The organism is Streptomyces sp. BK79 (assembly GCF_044142145.1).
Lineage (GTDB): Bacteria > Actinomycetota > Actinomycetes > Streptomycetales > Streptomycetaceae > Streptomyces.
This window is the reverse complement of sequence record NZ_JBHVOC010000033.1, coordinates 1-14,863: the sequence shown is the minus strand read 5'-3', so window position 1 is coordinate 14,863 and position 14,863 is coordinate 1. Positions and strand designations below refer to the sequence as shown.

The window sequence follows — 14,863 nt, the reverse complement described above, 5'->3', positions numbered from 1 at the left end:
GTAGTTGACGGCAACGTCAACGGACAGGGGCCGCACACAGTGGCGGGCCGCCGCCGTCGTCGAGCGGGCTGGTGGTCTCTGCGGGGTTACGGAGGGCGTGGCCGAGGAGGTCGATGGCGTTGCGCTGGAGGCGGAGTCGGACATGGGCGTAGACGGTTGCGGTGACGCCGATGTGGGCGTGGCCGAGGAGTTCCTTGATCACGACGAGTTCGACTCCCTGCTCCAGGAGCAGCGTCGCGGTCGAGTGCCTGAGGTCGTGAAATCGGATGCGTCGGAGGCCGGCCTTGCGGAGGAGCGTGGTGAAGGTGCGGGTGAGGTTGGTCGGGTCGATCGGCCTGCCCTGCGGCGTGGTGAACACGTACCCGTTGTACTGCCACGTGGCGCCTGCGGCCTCCCGCTTGCGCTGCTGCTGCTCTCGGTGGTGCTTCAGCGACTGGAGGCAGCGGGCGGGGAGGGCGATGCGGCGCTCGGAGGCCCGGGTCTTTGTGGGCAACGTGGTGAGTCCGCCCGTGTTGGTGCGCTGCAAGGTGCGGCGGACGGCAGCCGTGCCCCGGTCGAGGTCGAGGTCTTCCCAACGGAGGCCGAGGAGTTCGCCCTTTCGGAGTCCGGTGTGGAGGGCGAGTTCGAACAGGGCATGGAGCCGGTGTCCGCGCGCGGCGGTGAGGATCTGGCGGGCTTCGTCGGCGGTAAGAGGTTCGAAGCGTCGGGGCCGGGGTGTGCCGGTGCGGACGTTACGGGCCACGTTGCGAGGGATCTCCTCCTCGCGCACGGCGTGTTCGAGTGCGGACTTGAGTACCGAGTGGACGTAGGCCAGCGTCAGTGGGGAGAGCCGCTTGGAGCAGCACGTTCCGACGGCGCAGCAACGGGGTTCATCACGGCCCGTATCGATGCCGCGCGTGCAGCACTGGCAGGTGGTGCGGAGCTGGTTGAGCCAGGTGCGAACGTCCTTGGCGGTGAGCTTGGCGAGCTTCTTCCGTCCGAGGCCGGGGATGAGGTAGTGCCGGGCGACGGCGGTGTAGCGGGTGTGGGTGTTCTCGCGGAGTTGGTGGACGGCGACGTTCTCCAGCCAGTACGTCAGGTACGCGGCCAGGCTGCCCTGCGCGGAGGGTACGGGGAGGCCGCGGTTGCTATTGGCGATCTTCTCGGTAAGTTTGGCCAGGGCTTCTTTTCGGGTGGTGCCGTAGACGTGGATGCGTTTGCGGGTGTTGTCGGGGGCGAGGACGTATCCAGCGGCTTCCCAGCGGCTGTCCTTGCGTTGGTAGACGGTTCCGTCGCCGTTCGCGCGGGTGCGGGAGCGGCGGGACGAGGCGGGGCGGGGCGTGGTCATCAGGCGGTTTCCTGTTCGAGGCGGGTGTGGATGAAGTCGGTGAGGGCGTGGGTGGGGATGCGGCGGGCGCGGCCGAGGGTGAGGGAGGGGGTTGGTGGGTGCGGATGAGGTCGTAGACGGCGGTGCGGCCGAGTTGGAGGCGTTCCATGACCTGGGGGACGGTGAGGAGTTCCGTGCCGGCGGTCACGCGACGGCCCTTGACCGGACGGCACTGGTCAGCCGATTGGTGGAGTGACCGACCGGGTGACCGGCGCGGTCGCTAGCGCGGTCACTGGAGCGCTTCGAGCGCTGGGTGTGGGTCGGTTGCTCGGGTTGGGTCTGCCGTGTTGCGGTCAGAAGGTCGGCGAGGTGTTCGTGTTCGGGTAGGAGGCCGGTTCCGGCGTACTGCCAGTGGGAGATGACCAGCGTGGTGTCCGAGTTCACGCGTTGACCGCCGCTGTTGCGGTGACCGGCGGTCGGGTCAGCGGAGTGCTGGGCCTGGTCACCGATCGGACTACCGCTTGTCTGGCCGGACTGCGCCGACGCCGGGGCGGGGGCGGGGGTCTGGGTTTCGGTTCGGTTGGTTCGCCAGGCGGTGCGTTCGGCTCGGAGGTGGGCCAGGGTGGTGGAGTAGTGGCGGGTGCGGGTGGAGAAGTGGCCTCGGAAGCCGAGCATGTGGGCCCACTGACGCAGCCGCAGGTGGGCGTGCTCGGGTCGCACACCGAGGTGCCAGGCGGTGTGGATCATGCGGCGGGCGTGGTCGGTGAGGTCGTGCTGGGCTAGTTCGGCGAGGAAGCGGAGTCGGTGGTCGAGGGTGCCGGTGGTGGTCTCGGCTCCCTTGGTGGCGTACTTGGCGATGTAGGCGGCGACGTGCCGGTCGGTGACGGGGCCGTCGCCGGTGAAGTCGGTGCTGCGGATCGCGCGGACGTCGATCTGCTGCCCGAACCGGAACACCGTGGGCTCCGGCTGCTGTGACCCGTCGGCCGTCCCTGCCTCGGAGGGGCGTTGGTGCTGGACGCGGGTGCGCTGGGCGGCGGCGCGGACGGCGTGGTCGAGGAGTTCTGTGGTGGCCCAGGTGGGTGGGGTGCTGATGGGGCCGGTGGGTCCGTCGATGCGGATCACGGTATGGAAGTGGATCTGGCCGCGCTTTTGGTATTCGGCGACCTTGGCGTACGACAGGGTCGCGTGGTGGCGCAGGGTGCGCTGGGTGAGTCCGGCGGCGTGGGCGATCTCGCGGCGCAGGTGGGTGGTGAAGCGAGCCCACAGCGCGGGGGCGTGGGCGTTCCACAGCACCGCGCCGGTGTAGTCGTAGCGCTGCGGGTTCAGGGGCGTGCCGAGCAGCGGATCGTCGTCGCCATGCCGGGTGCCGCAGACACACGAGGCCCCACCGGGCTGATTGTGGACGGGGCCAAAACCGGGGGCGGTGAGGGTCGCGAAGACGCGCGGATGGGTGGCGACGCTGGCCGGGACGGTCTTCCCGCCGCGCAGTCCGGCGGCGATGAGCTGATAGGTGTCGTAGCGGTAGCGGGTGGAGCAGGCCGGGCAGCGGGTGGCGCGGCGATTGCCGCACCGCACCAGGAGTTCACCGGCGGGCAGGTGGCGGGTGTCGAAGTGGTCGAGGATCTGGCCGGTAGCGGTGTCGAGGCGGGTGCGGTGTCCGGTCATACGGATGGGACCGGCGCAGCCGCCGAGTGAGCCGATCTGCCGGGCCAGGGGCGCGAGGTGTCCGGCGGCGGCGAGCTTGGCCAGCCTGGCGGTCAGCCGCGCCCGGCGTTCCAGCGCCGAGCCCCCGTTCGCGGACGTATTGGCCTTCGGGGTGTGCACTGGTGCGGCGAACGTCGTGTTCGAGATCGCGGACGGGGTTGTGGGGGAGGGGAGTTGGAGCTGTGCGGGCATGGCGACAGGCCTCCGGTAGGAGTCGGGAGAAGAGAGAGGTGCCTTCGGGGCGACCCGGGGGCGTCAGTGCGCGAGGGAACGGGGCGCGCGATGACGGGCGCGGGCGGTGGGCCGGGGGCATCTGCCCTGGTCAGCGGTGCTGCCCTGCGGCGGTGCGTGAAAGTAGCATCGCTTCAACGGCGCATTCAACTGCATCCCTCCTCATCTATTTCGGTGGCCGGTGGGGACGCGCGTACTGTGGCCCCGGTCTTCCGTTTTGGACGGGCCGGATTTCGGTGGTAGTGGCGCAGAGAATGCGGGTGACCTGCGGTGACGGTCGGGCGGCGGGGGCGCAGGCCGGCGGGGAGCACGGTGCTGCTGACGTTCGAGGTGATCGCCGAGGCCCTGCGGGAGCGGATCTCCTCCGGCGGGCTGAAGCCGGGGGACGCGCTGCCTACGCAGGCCGTGTTGATGGCGGAGTTCGGGGCCTCCAGCCTGTCCGTGCAGAAGGCATGGCCCTGCTGAAGCGGGACGGCTACGCGGCCTCCCGCCCCGGCAAGGGAGCCTTCGTCGCCCACCCCGACGCCGACACTGACTCAGGTGACGGGGAGGTGGGGAACACACCCGTCGGCGGGACGGCAGCGCGCGTCGAGGCACTGGAGCTGGCACTTACCGAGACACGCGATCAGCTCACCGCCCTGCGTGCCCGCGTCGAGGCCCTGGAAGCGGGCGGCACCGAGCGAGACCGCTGACCTCTCGGCCGCGATGGTCAGGGGCTGGAGTGGTGCGTCCAGATTTTCTCTACGAGGTTCAAGGCGGGCCCCGCCCACCGAGGCTGGCCGCCGTCGCCGACCGACCCGCAATAGGGCGAGGCACTGACGACCGCGCCAAGTTCCAGCGAGGTGCCGGTCTCGGGCACGAGCTTGAAACAACCCGCTTCCACGGGAGACAAGTTGCAGGTATGAAGTCCGGGTACGTTGCGCAGCAAGCTATCGCCTACGACCGTCCTACGGCCGGATCGCAGGCACAGGGTCGACCAGGGGGCCGACCCGCAACGCCCGTCGCCGGGCTCGCCGAAGGCGGTGGGCCCGGCGATGCCTCCTGCGGGGAACCAAGCTCCCGGCCACCCTTCGTAGGCCGCCCCTGCCCCCCCCCGCCGCACGCTGACCGGTAGCCGCCCCGACCGTCGAACCGCCACAAGGCGCCCGGTCTGCCTGACGATCCAGCCCGTTGACGGCAGTAGTGACGGCAACAACCATGAACAACCCCGGCTGAACCCGCACCTCAGCGGACCGCCGAATATCGTTTGACCTGCGAAAACGCAGGTAGAGAGGGGTCGCTTAGCACACGTACTATGTGCTGGCGGGCGAAACGCCGGTGCTCGTTCACGACAGCAATGGATGCGTGAACTGGGCCTCCAACAGCGTTAAAACGTGGGGTCATACATTCAAGACTCATGGCGCCGGAGCGAAAAACACGAAGGCTCTGATCGATCGCGCTCGTAGCACCAATAATTAGCAAGGTCAGTGGCTGGACAATGATGCCGCGGCAGAGTTCTTGAAGGGACTCCATGCCGAAGGAGCCGGGCCCAGGTCGGTGCGCATTCCGGACGGACTGGGGCAGGTGATTATGCCGGATGGGAGTATCGTCCAAGCGCGGGCAGCTACCATCATCCCAAGTCCAAATGGGCTGTACAAGACGGGATTCCCGATCATTGGTCCGAACTAGGAGGCTGGAGAGATGAGTTTCTCTGTGTCGTTCAATCCGGCCATGCCGTCAGGTGCTGTGTCTCCTGCTGCAGCGGGTCTGGAGCCGGGTGACGATTACGAAACCCTGGTCATGGAGGCGTGTAGCGCCCTCTCTGATGCTGGAGGCAGCAGCTTCCAAATTGGCGGCTTCGGGAGTGATGAGTGGCCGCTCGATGTCGCCTATGACTTGTCTGCCTTCATGGAGCAGCTCCCGTCGCTTTTGGCGGGTGTGCGCGACCGTCGCGAAGTCGAGGTGGATCTCTACTCGCAGGGCATCGAGAGGACTTTGATTTTCCGCCCAAGCGGGGATCTCGTGATGATTCACTGCGAGTCGCGGACCAATTGGGTTCCAAACCCAGAGCGCGAGAGCATTGCACAGAGTGAGCTAGTCGCGATGCTCTCGAAATTGGCCGAAGACTTCGCCAGAGGGTTGAAGGCGCTCAATTTCGAACTGTCGGAAGTCGCACCATTCGAGCGTTGGTTGGAGGGTGAGGTGTAGCCTCGCTCGGTGGACTTGTCGCCACGCTCAGCAGCGACCAAGGGGCCACCCACTGTCTTTTCGCGCGAGTCGATCAGGGAACCGCGCCTGCCATGATGCGGCTGCTCCGCCGGGCGCTGATCCTGGACTGTGATGGCTACGAGACTCCGCTCTTCAGCGCGGACGGACGCCACCTTGCGGTTCGTGGCAACGCGTACGACAACTCGGTGGAGGTTTTCGAGTTTCCTTCGTTGCGCCGGGTTCTGGCCACAACCCTCGGCGACCCCAGCCCTGGCTATCCGTACCCACAGGAGTGGCGTGACCAGATGCAAGCCTGGTCGCGTCACAATGTTGCCTTCGGGGCGCGACCGGGTGTGCTGTGGATTGCAACACCCGCGGGAACGCTGGTCGAGGTGGACCTCGAAACTCGGCAAGCGGTCGAGCACGATGTGCTGACCGGATCCCGATTGTCCGCGCTGGCTGCCACAGCCACCGGCGAGCTCCTGGTTGCCGGTAGCGGTGGAGATCTGGTCCTCGTGTCCGTGCTCTCCGGCTCCACGCAGAACTGCACTGCGAACAGGGACACGTCCAGGGCTGCGGCCGCGGCGTTCCTGGAGACCACCGCCGAGGTTCCGGACGACGGCGACGACTTGGAGACGCACCTTGTCCTGACCGACGGAGCCCGCACATGGGAAGCAGACGATCTGGCAACGACGACTGCGGCCAGCTCCACAGATCCAACCTGGCTTCAGCTTCAAGCCGCCATCAACGCAGCCCAGGCCCAGTCCGAATGAGCCGACGAACGCGACACGCCACCTACGACAGCGGTGGGACCAACGCTACGGACACGGATGCTGAGGGAGCCGGTGAAACTCGGCACCGCCCGCAGCGACCGACGCTGCGATCGAGCGAAGCAGTCAACGCCGTCGCCGCTCTGTCTGCTGATGCTGCGGATCTCCCAGCGCACCGTCGAGCGGTACGTAAGGGACCGAAGCGACTGGCATCGTCGGCATGAGGTGTTCCCCAGGGTTGGTCAGCCGGGGTCGGGCGGACTGCCGCGACCGGCGACACCTTCCACGTCTGCTACCACCCTGCTACCATGGGTGGGTGACTTCCGCGAAGAAGCAGACACAGATCCGGTTGGAAGAGGACACCCTGGAGGCCGGTAAGGCGGCCGCGCGCGCCCGCGGGCTGGACTTCAACAGGTACGTGGAGCGACTCATCATCGAGGACACCACCGGCGCCCGTGCCGCCGGCATGGCCGCGGCACAGCGGCTCATCGACGAGCACGGCTCGTACCTCGACGACCTGGAGCAGCAGCTCGACGCCCCGTACACCGCCTCTCAGCCGGGTGTCGCCGCGTGATCCTGCACGTCGACGAGTCCTGGATCCTCGAGGTAGCAGAACGGGCCGGCCACCGCGATCCGGCCGCCGACGACTACGGCGTGCCCATCGCAGCCGTCGCCCGCCACCGTGGCGAACTGCTCGATACCCCGGTCTACGACGGCGCCTACGCCCGCGCCGCCGCCCTGGTGCACACCCTGGGGTGCTGCCGCTGGCTGGAACGCTCCAACCTCACCGTCGCCTGCGCCGCCGCCGTCATGTATCTCGAAGCGAGCAACATCCCGGTGAACCCCACCCGCGAGCAGCTCACTGCGCTCGCCCACGAACTGAACAATCCCCGCTGCACCGCCTCCCGCATTGCTTCCTTCCTGCGCACCTGGAAGCCCTGACCCACGCCGCCGGAACCGGTCGGGCGCAGGCCCGCTGGTGGCGGCCGGCCGCCACCTCGCCGAAGACCAGGTGCAGCCGCTTCTCCTGTCCCTCCAGCAGCGCTACGCGACACCGGAGAGGGAACCGGCAGTCTCCGGCGGACCGGAGCCGGCCGGCGAATCCATCGACTGGTACGACTGCTTCCATAGCGCCTGGCTCGCCTACGCCGATGAGCAGGGAACCTTCCCGGACGCCGACGCTCTGGCGGCCTTCGTTTCGGTGCTGCTGTTGGTAGACGCCGTGTGGGGCAGGGACCCATCGTCCCTGTCCCGGCCCGCGTACAGCAGCACCGGCCACCGTCCCAGGACGGCACTACCCGCAACGCACGGGACGCTGCGGGTAGCGCTTACGGAGAGCGTCACGGCGGAGATGGCTTTCGGTGTGTGGGAGACGGCGATAATGACATGCTTGTCCCGCCTCGGCTGTCTCCTGCGACACCCGCCGCAGGGGTTACGGAACGATGATCACCTGGTACCACTCGCTGTCGAGGATGCGGTCGGACTGCACCGCCCGCCCCAGCTCACCCCCCGCTGCCGTGTTGTCCGCGTTGTCGACATGAGCCCGTATACAGGGCGCGTTGGGCGGGCTGCCCCGGTCGACAGTGACGCCCGTGATGTCCCATACGCCGTTGACTTCACGCGGGGTGATGTCCACACACTGGGCACCGGGGTTCCCGCCCTGCCAGGACTTGGCGAAGGGGTACTCGTCACAGGAATCGTTGGGGACACCGGTGGAGCCCCGCACGAAGCTGCGGTCACAGGTGAGAGCACGCCTCTTTTCGGCGTCCGGGTCAAGAGGGTCGACGAACCGCGACAGCAAGTGGTCCGCGTCGCCGAATCTGCCCGTGAGGTTCTTCTGCGCCCACTCGTAGGCGACGGCCGCTCCCCGGTATTTAGATCTCGAGAAGGTCACATTGGGCGTGTGCCCCATGACGATGCAACCGGGAATGGGGCTGGTCTTGCCGATCGTCGCGTCACAGCGCACGGTGGGGCCGTCGAAGATCGCGCTGTCATACCCGGGAACTCCGATGCCGCCGAGGGCTGCGCCGTCCAAAAAGTAGGTGACATCTATGTGGGAGATGTCTGTCTTGGCGGCGACACTGGACCTGTACGTGATGGTGCCCTGCACAATGTCACCCCCCTTTTCCACGACGGCGTGCGCGCCGCCCCAGGCCGGCCCCGCGGTGCTGCACATGCCGCTGCACGTGGCATTCACGGCCACATCCACGGCGGACACCGTGTCGTCCATGTCGCCGGGGACAGCGAGGATGGTCTCGGTCCACTGCCCCGAGTAGGAGTCCAGCGTGCCCACGGCATCGACCACGATGTGGGCTTCACCGATCTCCACGTTCTTGTCGTCGAGGAGAGTGTATTTGAGGGGCATCCGTGTGCAGTAGGCGTGCCGGTTGGAGACGACACGTTTACTGGAGTCTTCGAGGCAGAGCTTGAGCGCCTCCCCCGGGTCGGAGGGGGCGAAGGAGGAGACGGGGGCGAAATCGGCGACGGGGTCCGCCTCGACACAGGTCCACGCCGCGCCTTGGCTGCGCGCGGCGGATCCTTCGGCCGCGGCCGTGCAGTGGCCCTGGGAGGGCACCCGGCTCGCGGGGGAGGCGGTGGCCGGTGAGACGCCCAGGATGCACAAGGCTGCGGTGAGGGCGAGCGAGGCTAGCGCTGCCAGGCCGCGTCTGACGCGTTTCAAGGTGGTCCCCCCATTTTCCGGTGGCATGCAGGTCCACCCGGGATCGAACCGGTGCGATGCCTGCATAGGCCAGCCGGTAATCAGCCTTCCGTGATCGCCCTTTTGGCCCGTTCGCCCCTCACACCGATCCCCGCGTGGTCGCTACATTCACCTGCGTTTGTTCACACCACCGGCCCGGCTCGCCCGGCCGGAAGCGGGGGAAAGGGCAACGATGCGCTCCACAAGACCGGCCGGCCGCATGGGCAGAGCACTCATGGCCGCCACCGCCTCGACCGCCTGCGCGGTCACCGCCATGGGCCTGGCTGCCTCACCGGCCGCTGCCTCACCGGCCGCGCCCGCCGCCCAGCAGACGGCCGAACCCGGCCAGAGCTGTACCGCAGCCGACCTCGGCAAGCGCCACCCGATCATCAAGTCCACGGATGTCGCTCCGACGATCACCCACTTCAAGGGCTGGTACGTCACCGAAGGCTCGACCGGCAACCAGACCGTCAACACGAACACCACGGAGACCATTTCCGTCTCCGTCGGTCTCAACGGAACCGTGCAGGGCAGCTTCGCCGTCGAAGCCCTCGGCATGGTCGGCGCAAGTCTGGGCCTGAACGTGCAGGTCAACTACACCTCCACATCCAGCACCTCCCAGTCGATCTCGTGGAACTTCCGCCTGCCCGGCTACTACGGGCTCTACAAGGGCACGAAGAAGGTCACCGGCACCTACGGCAGTCTCAACTGCAACCGCGTCCAACAAGGCGACGACAGCCACGCGTTGAAGTGGGTCGAGGGCCCTGACAGCGGCAGCTTCACCACCTACACCACGCTCGAGGAAGGCGCGGTGCGCTGCGAGGACAAGGTCCCCGCCAACAGCATCATGGCCAAGGCACAGACCCTGCTGGACTGCGGCAGCGCCACCGCCAAGCACGCGGCCGGCCCGGTCCCCTCGGCAAAGGCCACCGCGGCCAGGCACGCGGCCGAGAGCGAAACCAAGGCCACCCGGAGCACGAAGAGCGCCCCGGCCACCGCGCCCACCACACGAGCCGCTCTCAACTGCGGCTCCGACGCCTACAGGATCCACGTCCCCGGCAAGCCTCTGAACTGGAGCGCACCGCTCCTGGCCAACGAAGGCATCCGCCTGCGCGAATCAAACTTCACCAGCGCCCACCTGGACAACTGGCGCCTGTGCAACGTGACGGAGAACAACGGGGTCCTCGAGGCGACCCTGTGGAACTGGGGCAACGGCGGCTGCGCGACCATCGCCGCGCAGAACGCGCCCAACGAACGGGCGGCCCTGCAGACGACCACCTGCACGGAGGACGACCTCCAGCGGTTCTACATCTACCGCGACGTCCCCGGCTCCAACAAGATCGGCATCCAGAACAAGCACACCGGCTACATGATCGGCCATGACCGCTACGCCGACGGCGAGTTCCTGCGCCAGTACAGCAGCGGCAGGCAAGACGGCACCGGCACCTACGACCTGGTGAAGGTCTGACCACCCGCCTGCCACAACCGCTCGGGCCCTGGCCGATTCCGGCCAGGGCCCGAGCAGACGTGCCAGGCGGGTGGCGTGCCGCCATACGCTGGCATGGGGACGGGCTCGACCCGCTGTCGCGGGTGCCGTACGCGCCGACGATCGGCCCCGTGGCCCGGCTTCGAACCTGTTGTCCGTCCCCGGCACCGGCCGCTTCCTGCTCTACGCCAAGGATCAGCGGTAGGCGAGGGCCACGACCAAGACATCCCCAACCCGCAGGCAGGGCCCCGACGAGGCGACCCCACGGGGTTGAAGCTGAAGCTCCCCATTATCTCGGACACGTGATCGGCATGCTGCGAGGGCGTGCTGATGCCGCTGCCTGGTCTCGGACGGTGTGAGGTAGCCGACGACCTTGTGCTTGCGCAGACGGCGGTTGCAGAAGGTCTCGACGAAGGCGAAGGCCTCGACACGGGCGGTTGCCCGGTCGGGCCAGGTCCGGATTTTGATCTCTTCCTTGAGCAGGGCCCAGAAACTCTCCGCCGCGGCGTTAGTGCTAGGTTTCAGCGCTAGCCCGTTAGATGCAAAGACGTCGAGCAATAGAGCTGCGGGCCGTATGTGAAACGTGCGGCCCGCAGTGCTCAATTCGATTGGGAAAGTATGGGAGATTTCGAGATCTACGCCGCGCCGCTTGATGGAGTGGTGGACGTGGTTTGGCATTTGCAGCTAGCCAATGACGTGGCGGTAGCGCTTGCAGCGTCAGGTGCTGTGAAAATTGATGATAATTATCAAGTAAGAACAGATTCGGCGATCGTGACAGTGATGATGCTGCCGCCTGGCGGAGAATGGGTTTGGCCAGTATTCGAAAGCCACAGCCTCCTGGTCGACGTGCGCTTCCGGCGGGAGGTAGTCGAGTGGTCAGATGCGGAGGGGCTTGCTCGGTACGTATTTCGTCAGCTTCGCGTGACGACTAAGTATGAGCTTTTGCTCGTTTGTGACGTTGAAGGGTATGTTGACTCGAACTTTGAATTCCCGGAGCGATCATCAATGATCAAGCGCCGGCCTAGTTGATTGGGTATAGTCAATTACCACGAACGCGATCGCGGCCAGCCCATCCAGGTTTATGATCACACCTGACGCCGGATACGAAGCAGCCTGAGTTCGGTGGATGCGCTGCTGAGCCCGTGGGTGCTGGCCCTGTTCGGCATTGGCGTCGCCACGCTGGTCTGGGCCGCCTTGCCATGGGTGGTCTTCCCGCGCAATGCCCGCCCGGCGGTCGTGTTTGTTGTGCTGCACCTTACGACCAGCATCGGCCTCATGGTCTACCTTGACGAGACAACGCCGTTCGCTCCTGCCGTGCTCACTGCGGCGTTGCGGCTCGCGTTCGAAGCGGTCGCGTATCGGCAGCGCATCCGCCGTGTATCCTGACGCACGTTTTCCGGTCCCGGCCTCTTCTAACGGGCCATCTCGTGTGACTCTGCAGGAAGTCTCCGATGTAGCGGAAGCGGCCCGATAGGGACCACCGTAGCCAGTGTCAACTGAATCGCGGATTCGCTAATCCACTGCTGACGAACTGCCTTCACCGCTGACGATCACGCGGATCCTAGATTGATTGTAGGATCCGCGACGTCGTGCGCACTGGTTGCTGCGGAGACTCCAGAATCCGGACTCGATGCGCATTCGCCCGGTCGGTCACGGCACATCCTCCGCACCAGCGTGGTTCACGGCGGGAGGGGCTTCGGAGACACCGCAGGTCGCGTGATCCATTGCGCCCGCAGGCCCGCATTTGCGCATGGAGTGCGCATCACCAGCCGACATTGCGCATCGAGTCGTGGAACCTACATGCATGTAGGTTCCGCGAGTTGGTGAGCACTGGTTCCTGCGGAAACGCCGGAGTCCGGGCTTCATGAGCACTGCCTCTGTCGGCCGATCATGAGCAGTACTTCCCAGCGGGCTCTCCTTGCTGGTCGCTCTGCGTGTCGGCTGATGTCTACGGGCTTCGGGCAGAAGGGCACCGAGGCTGTGCGGAACTGCTCGATCGGTACTCATGATCACGCGGAATTGCTCACGGAACTGCGGAACCTACAAGCTGTGTAGGTTCCGCGAGATCGCGAGCATTAGCGGTCCGGCTACCTGGGGCGTTGACTGCGGTGAGCACTCCTGGCTGCGTGGTCCGTCAAACGACACGTGCCGGCACTGACCGCACGTTGCGGCTCGCGCTCCCGCCCGTGCGAAGCATCGGGGGCGCGAGCGAGGGCGACTACTTCTGGTGACCGGCGGCGTACCGGGCGAGCATCGTCTCCACGGCCTCGACGACGGCACGTTCGGTCTCGTCGGCGGCCGGGTTCCAGTCGGTGAGCAGCATCCGGGGCCACAGGACGAAGTTGGCGATCATGCCGAGGAACTGGTTGGCGGCGCTCTCTGCGTCGGGCACACGCGCGGTGCCGGCCTCGTGCTCGGCTTGCAGGTAGAGCCGTACGGAGTCGAAGTAGGGCAGTTTGCCCAGCTGGAACTGCATCCTGCCCAGTTCGGGCAGGCGCGGCAGTTCGGCGATGACGATCCTGAACAGGGCCGTCATCCCGGGCTGGCCGACCAGCTCTGCGTATCGGTGACCGATGGCCATCAGGCCCGCGCGCAGGTCGCCTGCCGGGGGCGGGGCCGAAGCGTGACCGGACCCCTGCTTCCACGATTCGCTCACGATGGCCTCGAACAGAGCCGCCTTCGTGGGGAACTGCTTGAACAGCGTGGACTTCGACACCCCGGCCGCCTCGGCGATCCGGGCCAGTGACGTCCCTGCGTAGCCGTGGTCGAGGAACAGGGCGGTGGCGGACGAGGTGATTGCCTCCCGCTTCTGCTGCGCCAGCCGTCGGTGGTGGTCGGAGAGTCCTTCTGTCATGGAGCCAGTATGCCCGCTACTGCGAGGCGAGTCACTTGACTTGCCTCTGGAGCGGACCTACGGTGAAGGAGGCGAGTCGATCGACTCGCCTTCCCGCGTCGGGCAGTAAGCCCTGCAGCGAATTCCCTTTCCCTTCCGAGGAGCAGCCCCATGGACAGCAAGAAGACCGCGCTGGTGACCGGTGCCAACCGTGGGCTGGGCCGCAGCACTGCGCTGGCCCTGGCACAGCGGGGTATCAAGGTCATCGTCACTTACCGGGGTGATGAGGTCGGGGCGCAAGAGACGGTCGAGGCGGTGCGGGCGGCCGGGTCCGATGCCCTCGCGCTGCGTCTGGACATCGCCGATGTCGCCTCGTTCCCGCCCTTCGCGGCCGAGCTCGGCGAGCACCTGCAGCCCTGGGAGGCCACGCAGCTGGACATCCTGGTCAACAACGCAGGTGTGGGGATCTTCACCCCTCTTGAGCAGGTCGGTGTCGCGGACTTCGACGCGATGATGGACACCAACGTCCGTGGGACCTTCTTCCTCATCCAGGCACTGCTGCCGCTGATGGCCGACCCTGCCAGCGTCATCAACGTCTCCAGCTCCCTGACCCGCCACACCAGCCCGGCCACCGCCGTCTACTCGGCGTCCAAGGCCGCCGTCGAAGTGCTCAGTCGCACCCTGGCCCTGGAACTGGGCCCGCGTAACATCCGGGTCAACTCCATAGCCCCGGGACCGACCGCCACCGATTTCAACGGCGGTGCCATGCGCGATGACAGCGACCTGCGAGCGGGGCTGGCGGCGCAGACCGCTCTGGGCCGCGTCGGTGAGCCCGCCGAGATCGGCGACGCCATCGCCACGCTCGCCTCCGACGGACTGCGCTGGGTCACCGCCCAGCGCATCGAGGTTTCCGGCGGCGCCCTGCTCTAGCGGGACATCGTCGTATGCCAAGACCGGCCGCACTCTCACCCCAGCACAAGGGCCCGCGCCACACCGGGACGGGGGGCGCCGCCCGACCGGGCACTCATCGACTCTCTACGGCCAGGCCGGACGGTGCGCAGCAGGCACGCCGCCCCAACCTGAAGATCGTTAACAGTTGGCAACTGACCGCTACCGTTGCCCATGATCACGCGGAAATGCTCGAACGGTGCTCATGATCACGCGGAAGTGCTCACGAAACCGCGGAACCTACATGCGGGCACTCCCGTCGGTGTCGTTGAGCAGCTCCTTGATGAGTTGTTCGGTCTCCGTCTCCATGGAGCAGTCGAGTTCCCGGTTGACCTGCTGGAGGCGGGTGATCGCGGTGTGCAGTCCCTGCCGGTTCCCGGCCGTGTGCTCGAGGCGGCAGAAGTCGCGGTAGAGGAGTTCGGCGGTGTGGTCGGCGTCGAGGCCGGTGGTGAGGGCCCGGCGGGCGGCGCTGAGGTCCTGATGGGGGCCGGGCTGGGTGCGGTAGGTGGCGACGGTGTGCGCCACGTCGACGATCCGGGTCGTCATCTCCTGCTGATACGGCTCGGCCCAGGGCAGGGGATTGCCCCCGAACGGCCTGCCGCGCACCAGGCCGAGGGCCTTCTCGAGGTCGGGCAGGCCGGCGGGGCCTGTGGGCAGGGCGTGTTCGACGAGGTGGAGGAAGTGGGTCCAGTCGCAGCGG

15 protein-coding genes and 1 pseudogene are annotated in these 14,863 nt (G+C 67.0%); 10 read left to right on the top strand and 6 right to left on the bottom strand.

Annotated features, from left to right (window positions below):
* Nucleotides 1–16: 16 nt before the first annotated feature.
* From ACFIF2_RS32385 to ACFIF2_RS32375, 3 genes and pseudogenes are all read right to left on the bottom strand, one after another.
* Nucleotides 17–1,327 carry a tyrosine-type recombinase/integrase gene (locus tag ACFIF2_RS32385; RefSeq protein WP_395576847.1) on the bottom strand — a complete coding sequence of 437 codons (1,311 nt, stop codon included), beginning with the start codon at nucleotides 1,325–1,327 and terminating at the stop codon, nucleotides 17–19.
* Nucleotides 1,327–1,475: pseudogene (locus tag ACFIF2_RS32380) on the bottom strand (DNA-binding protein). Before ACFIF2_RS32380 ends, ACFIF2_RS32385 begins: the two are co-directional and overlap by 1 nt.
* A 35-nt stretch (nucleotides 1,476–1,510) precedes the next feature.
* On the bottom strand, nucleotides 1,511–3,202 hold the full coding sequence (locus tag ACFIF2_RS32375) for a replication initiator (RefSeq protein ID WP_395576846.1): 1,692 nt from the start codon (nucleotides 3,200–3,202) through the stop codon (nucleotides 1,511–1,513).
* A gap of 351 nt (nucleotides 3,203–3,553) precedes the next feature.
* Here ACFIF2_RS32375 and ACFIF2_RS32370 point away from each other — a divergent pair, with 351 nt between their 5' ends.
* From ACFIF2_RS32370 to ACFIF2_RS32345, 6 genes are all read left to right on the top strand, one after another.
* Nucleotides 3,554–3,706 carry a GntR family transcriptional regulator gene (locus ACFIF2_RS32370; RefSeq protein ID WP_395576845.1) on the top strand — a complete coding sequence of 51 codons (153 nt, stop codon included), beginning with the start codon at nucleotides 3,554–3,556 and terminating at the stop codon, nucleotides 3,704–3,706.
* Complete coding sequence (locus ACFIF2_RS32365) at nucleotides 3,694–3,933, top strand: hypothetical protein (protein WP_395576844.1); 240 nt, start codon at nucleotides 3,694–3,696, stop codon at nucleotides 3,931–3,933. The genes ACFIF2_RS32370 and ACFIF2_RS32365 overlap by 13 nt, the downstream gene beginning before the upstream one ends.
* 988 nt (nucleotides 3,934–4,921) lie before the next feature.
* Entirely contained in the window at nucleotides 4,922–5,428 is a 507-nt protein-coding gene (locus tag ACFIF2_RS32360; RefSeq protein WP_395576843.1) for a hypothetical protein, read from the top strand.
* 92 nt (nucleotides 5,429–5,520) lie between these two features.
* Nucleotides 5,521–6,201: a hypothetical protein gene (locus tag ACFIF2_RS32355; protein WP_395576842.1), complete on the top strand. Its 681-nt coding sequence runs from the start codon at nucleotides 5,521–5,523 to the stop codon at nucleotides 6,199–6,201.
* 313 nt (nucleotides 6,202–6,514) lie between these two features.
* Nucleotides 6,515–6,772, top strand: a complete 258-nt coding sequence (locus ACFIF2_RS32350; RefSeq protein ID WP_395576841.1) for a hypothetical protein — start codon at nucleotides 6,515–6,517, stop codon at nucleotides 6,770–6,772.
* The gene (locus ACFIF2_RS32345) at nucleotides 6,769–7,140 is read left to right on the top strand and encodes a fic family toxin-antitoxin system, toxin component (RefSeq protein ID WP_395576840.1); all 372 of its coding nucleotides are present in this window, start codon (nucleotides 6,769–6,771) and stop codon (nucleotides 7,138–7,140) included. The genes ACFIF2_RS32350 and ACFIF2_RS32345 overlap by 4 nt, the downstream gene beginning before the upstream one ends.
* 490 nt (nucleotides 7,141–7,630) lie before the next feature.
* Here ACFIF2_RS32345 and ACFIF2_RS32340 read toward each other — a convergent pair whose 3' ends face one another.
* Nucleotides 7,631–8,944, bottom strand: a complete 1,314-nt coding sequence (locus ACFIF2_RS32340) for a hypothetical protein (protein ID WP_395576839.1) — start codon at nucleotides 8,942–8,944, stop codon at nucleotides 7,631–7,633.
* A 187-nt stretch (nucleotides 8,945–9,131) separates the two neighbouring features.
* Between ACFIF2_RS32340 and ACFIF2_RS32335 the strand changes: the two genes are divergently transcribed.
* From ACFIF2_RS32335 to ACFIF2_RS32325, 3 genes are all read left to right on the top strand, one after another.
* On the top strand, nucleotides 9,132–10,364 hold the full coding sequence (locus ACFIF2_RS32335) for a hypothetical protein (protein ID WP_395576882.1): 1,233 nt from the start codon (nucleotides 9,132–9,134) through the stop codon (nucleotides 10,362–10,364).
* 636 nt (nucleotides 10,365–11,000) lie between these two features.
* The gene (locus tag ACFIF2_RS32330) at nucleotides 11,001–11,411 is read left to right on the top strand and encodes a hypothetical protein (protein ID WP_395576838.1); all 411 of its coding nucleotides are present in this window, start codon (nucleotides 11,001–11,003) and stop codon (nucleotides 11,409–11,411) included.
* Nucleotides 11,412–11,504: 93 nt separating this feature from the next.
* Entirely contained in the window at nucleotides 11,505–11,768 is a 264-nt protein-coding gene (locus tag ACFIF2_RS32325; protein WP_395576837.1) for a hypothetical protein, read from the top strand.
* An 832-nt stretch (nucleotides 11,769–12,600) separates the two neighbouring features.
* Here ACFIF2_RS32325 and ACFIF2_RS32320 read toward each other — a convergent pair.
* The gene (locus tag ACFIF2_RS32320; protein WP_395576836.1) at nucleotides 12,601–13,236 is read right to left on the bottom strand and encodes a TetR/AcrR family transcriptional regulator; all 636 of its coding nucleotides are present in this window, start codon (nucleotides 13,234–13,236) and stop codon (nucleotides 12,601–12,603) included.
* A gap of 150 nt (nucleotides 13,237–13,386) precedes the next feature.
* Here ACFIF2_RS32320 and ACFIF2_RS32315 point away from each other — a divergent pair, with 150 nt between their 5' ends.
* On the top strand, nucleotides 13,387–14,145 hold the full coding sequence (locus ACFIF2_RS32315) for an SDR family NAD(P)-dependent oxidoreductase (protein WP_395576835.1): 759 nt from the start codon (nucleotides 13,387–13,389) through the stop codon (nucleotides 14,143–14,145).
* 258 nt (nucleotides 14,146–14,403) lie between these two features.
* On the opposite strand, the gene ACFIF2_RS32310 is transcribed toward ACFIF2_RS32315, so the two are convergent.
* Nucleotides 14,404–14,863 (bottom strand): bacterial transcriptional activator domain-containing protein (locus ACFIF2_RS32310; RefSeq protein WP_395576834.1); only part of this gene is annotated, 460 nt, incomplete at its 5' end.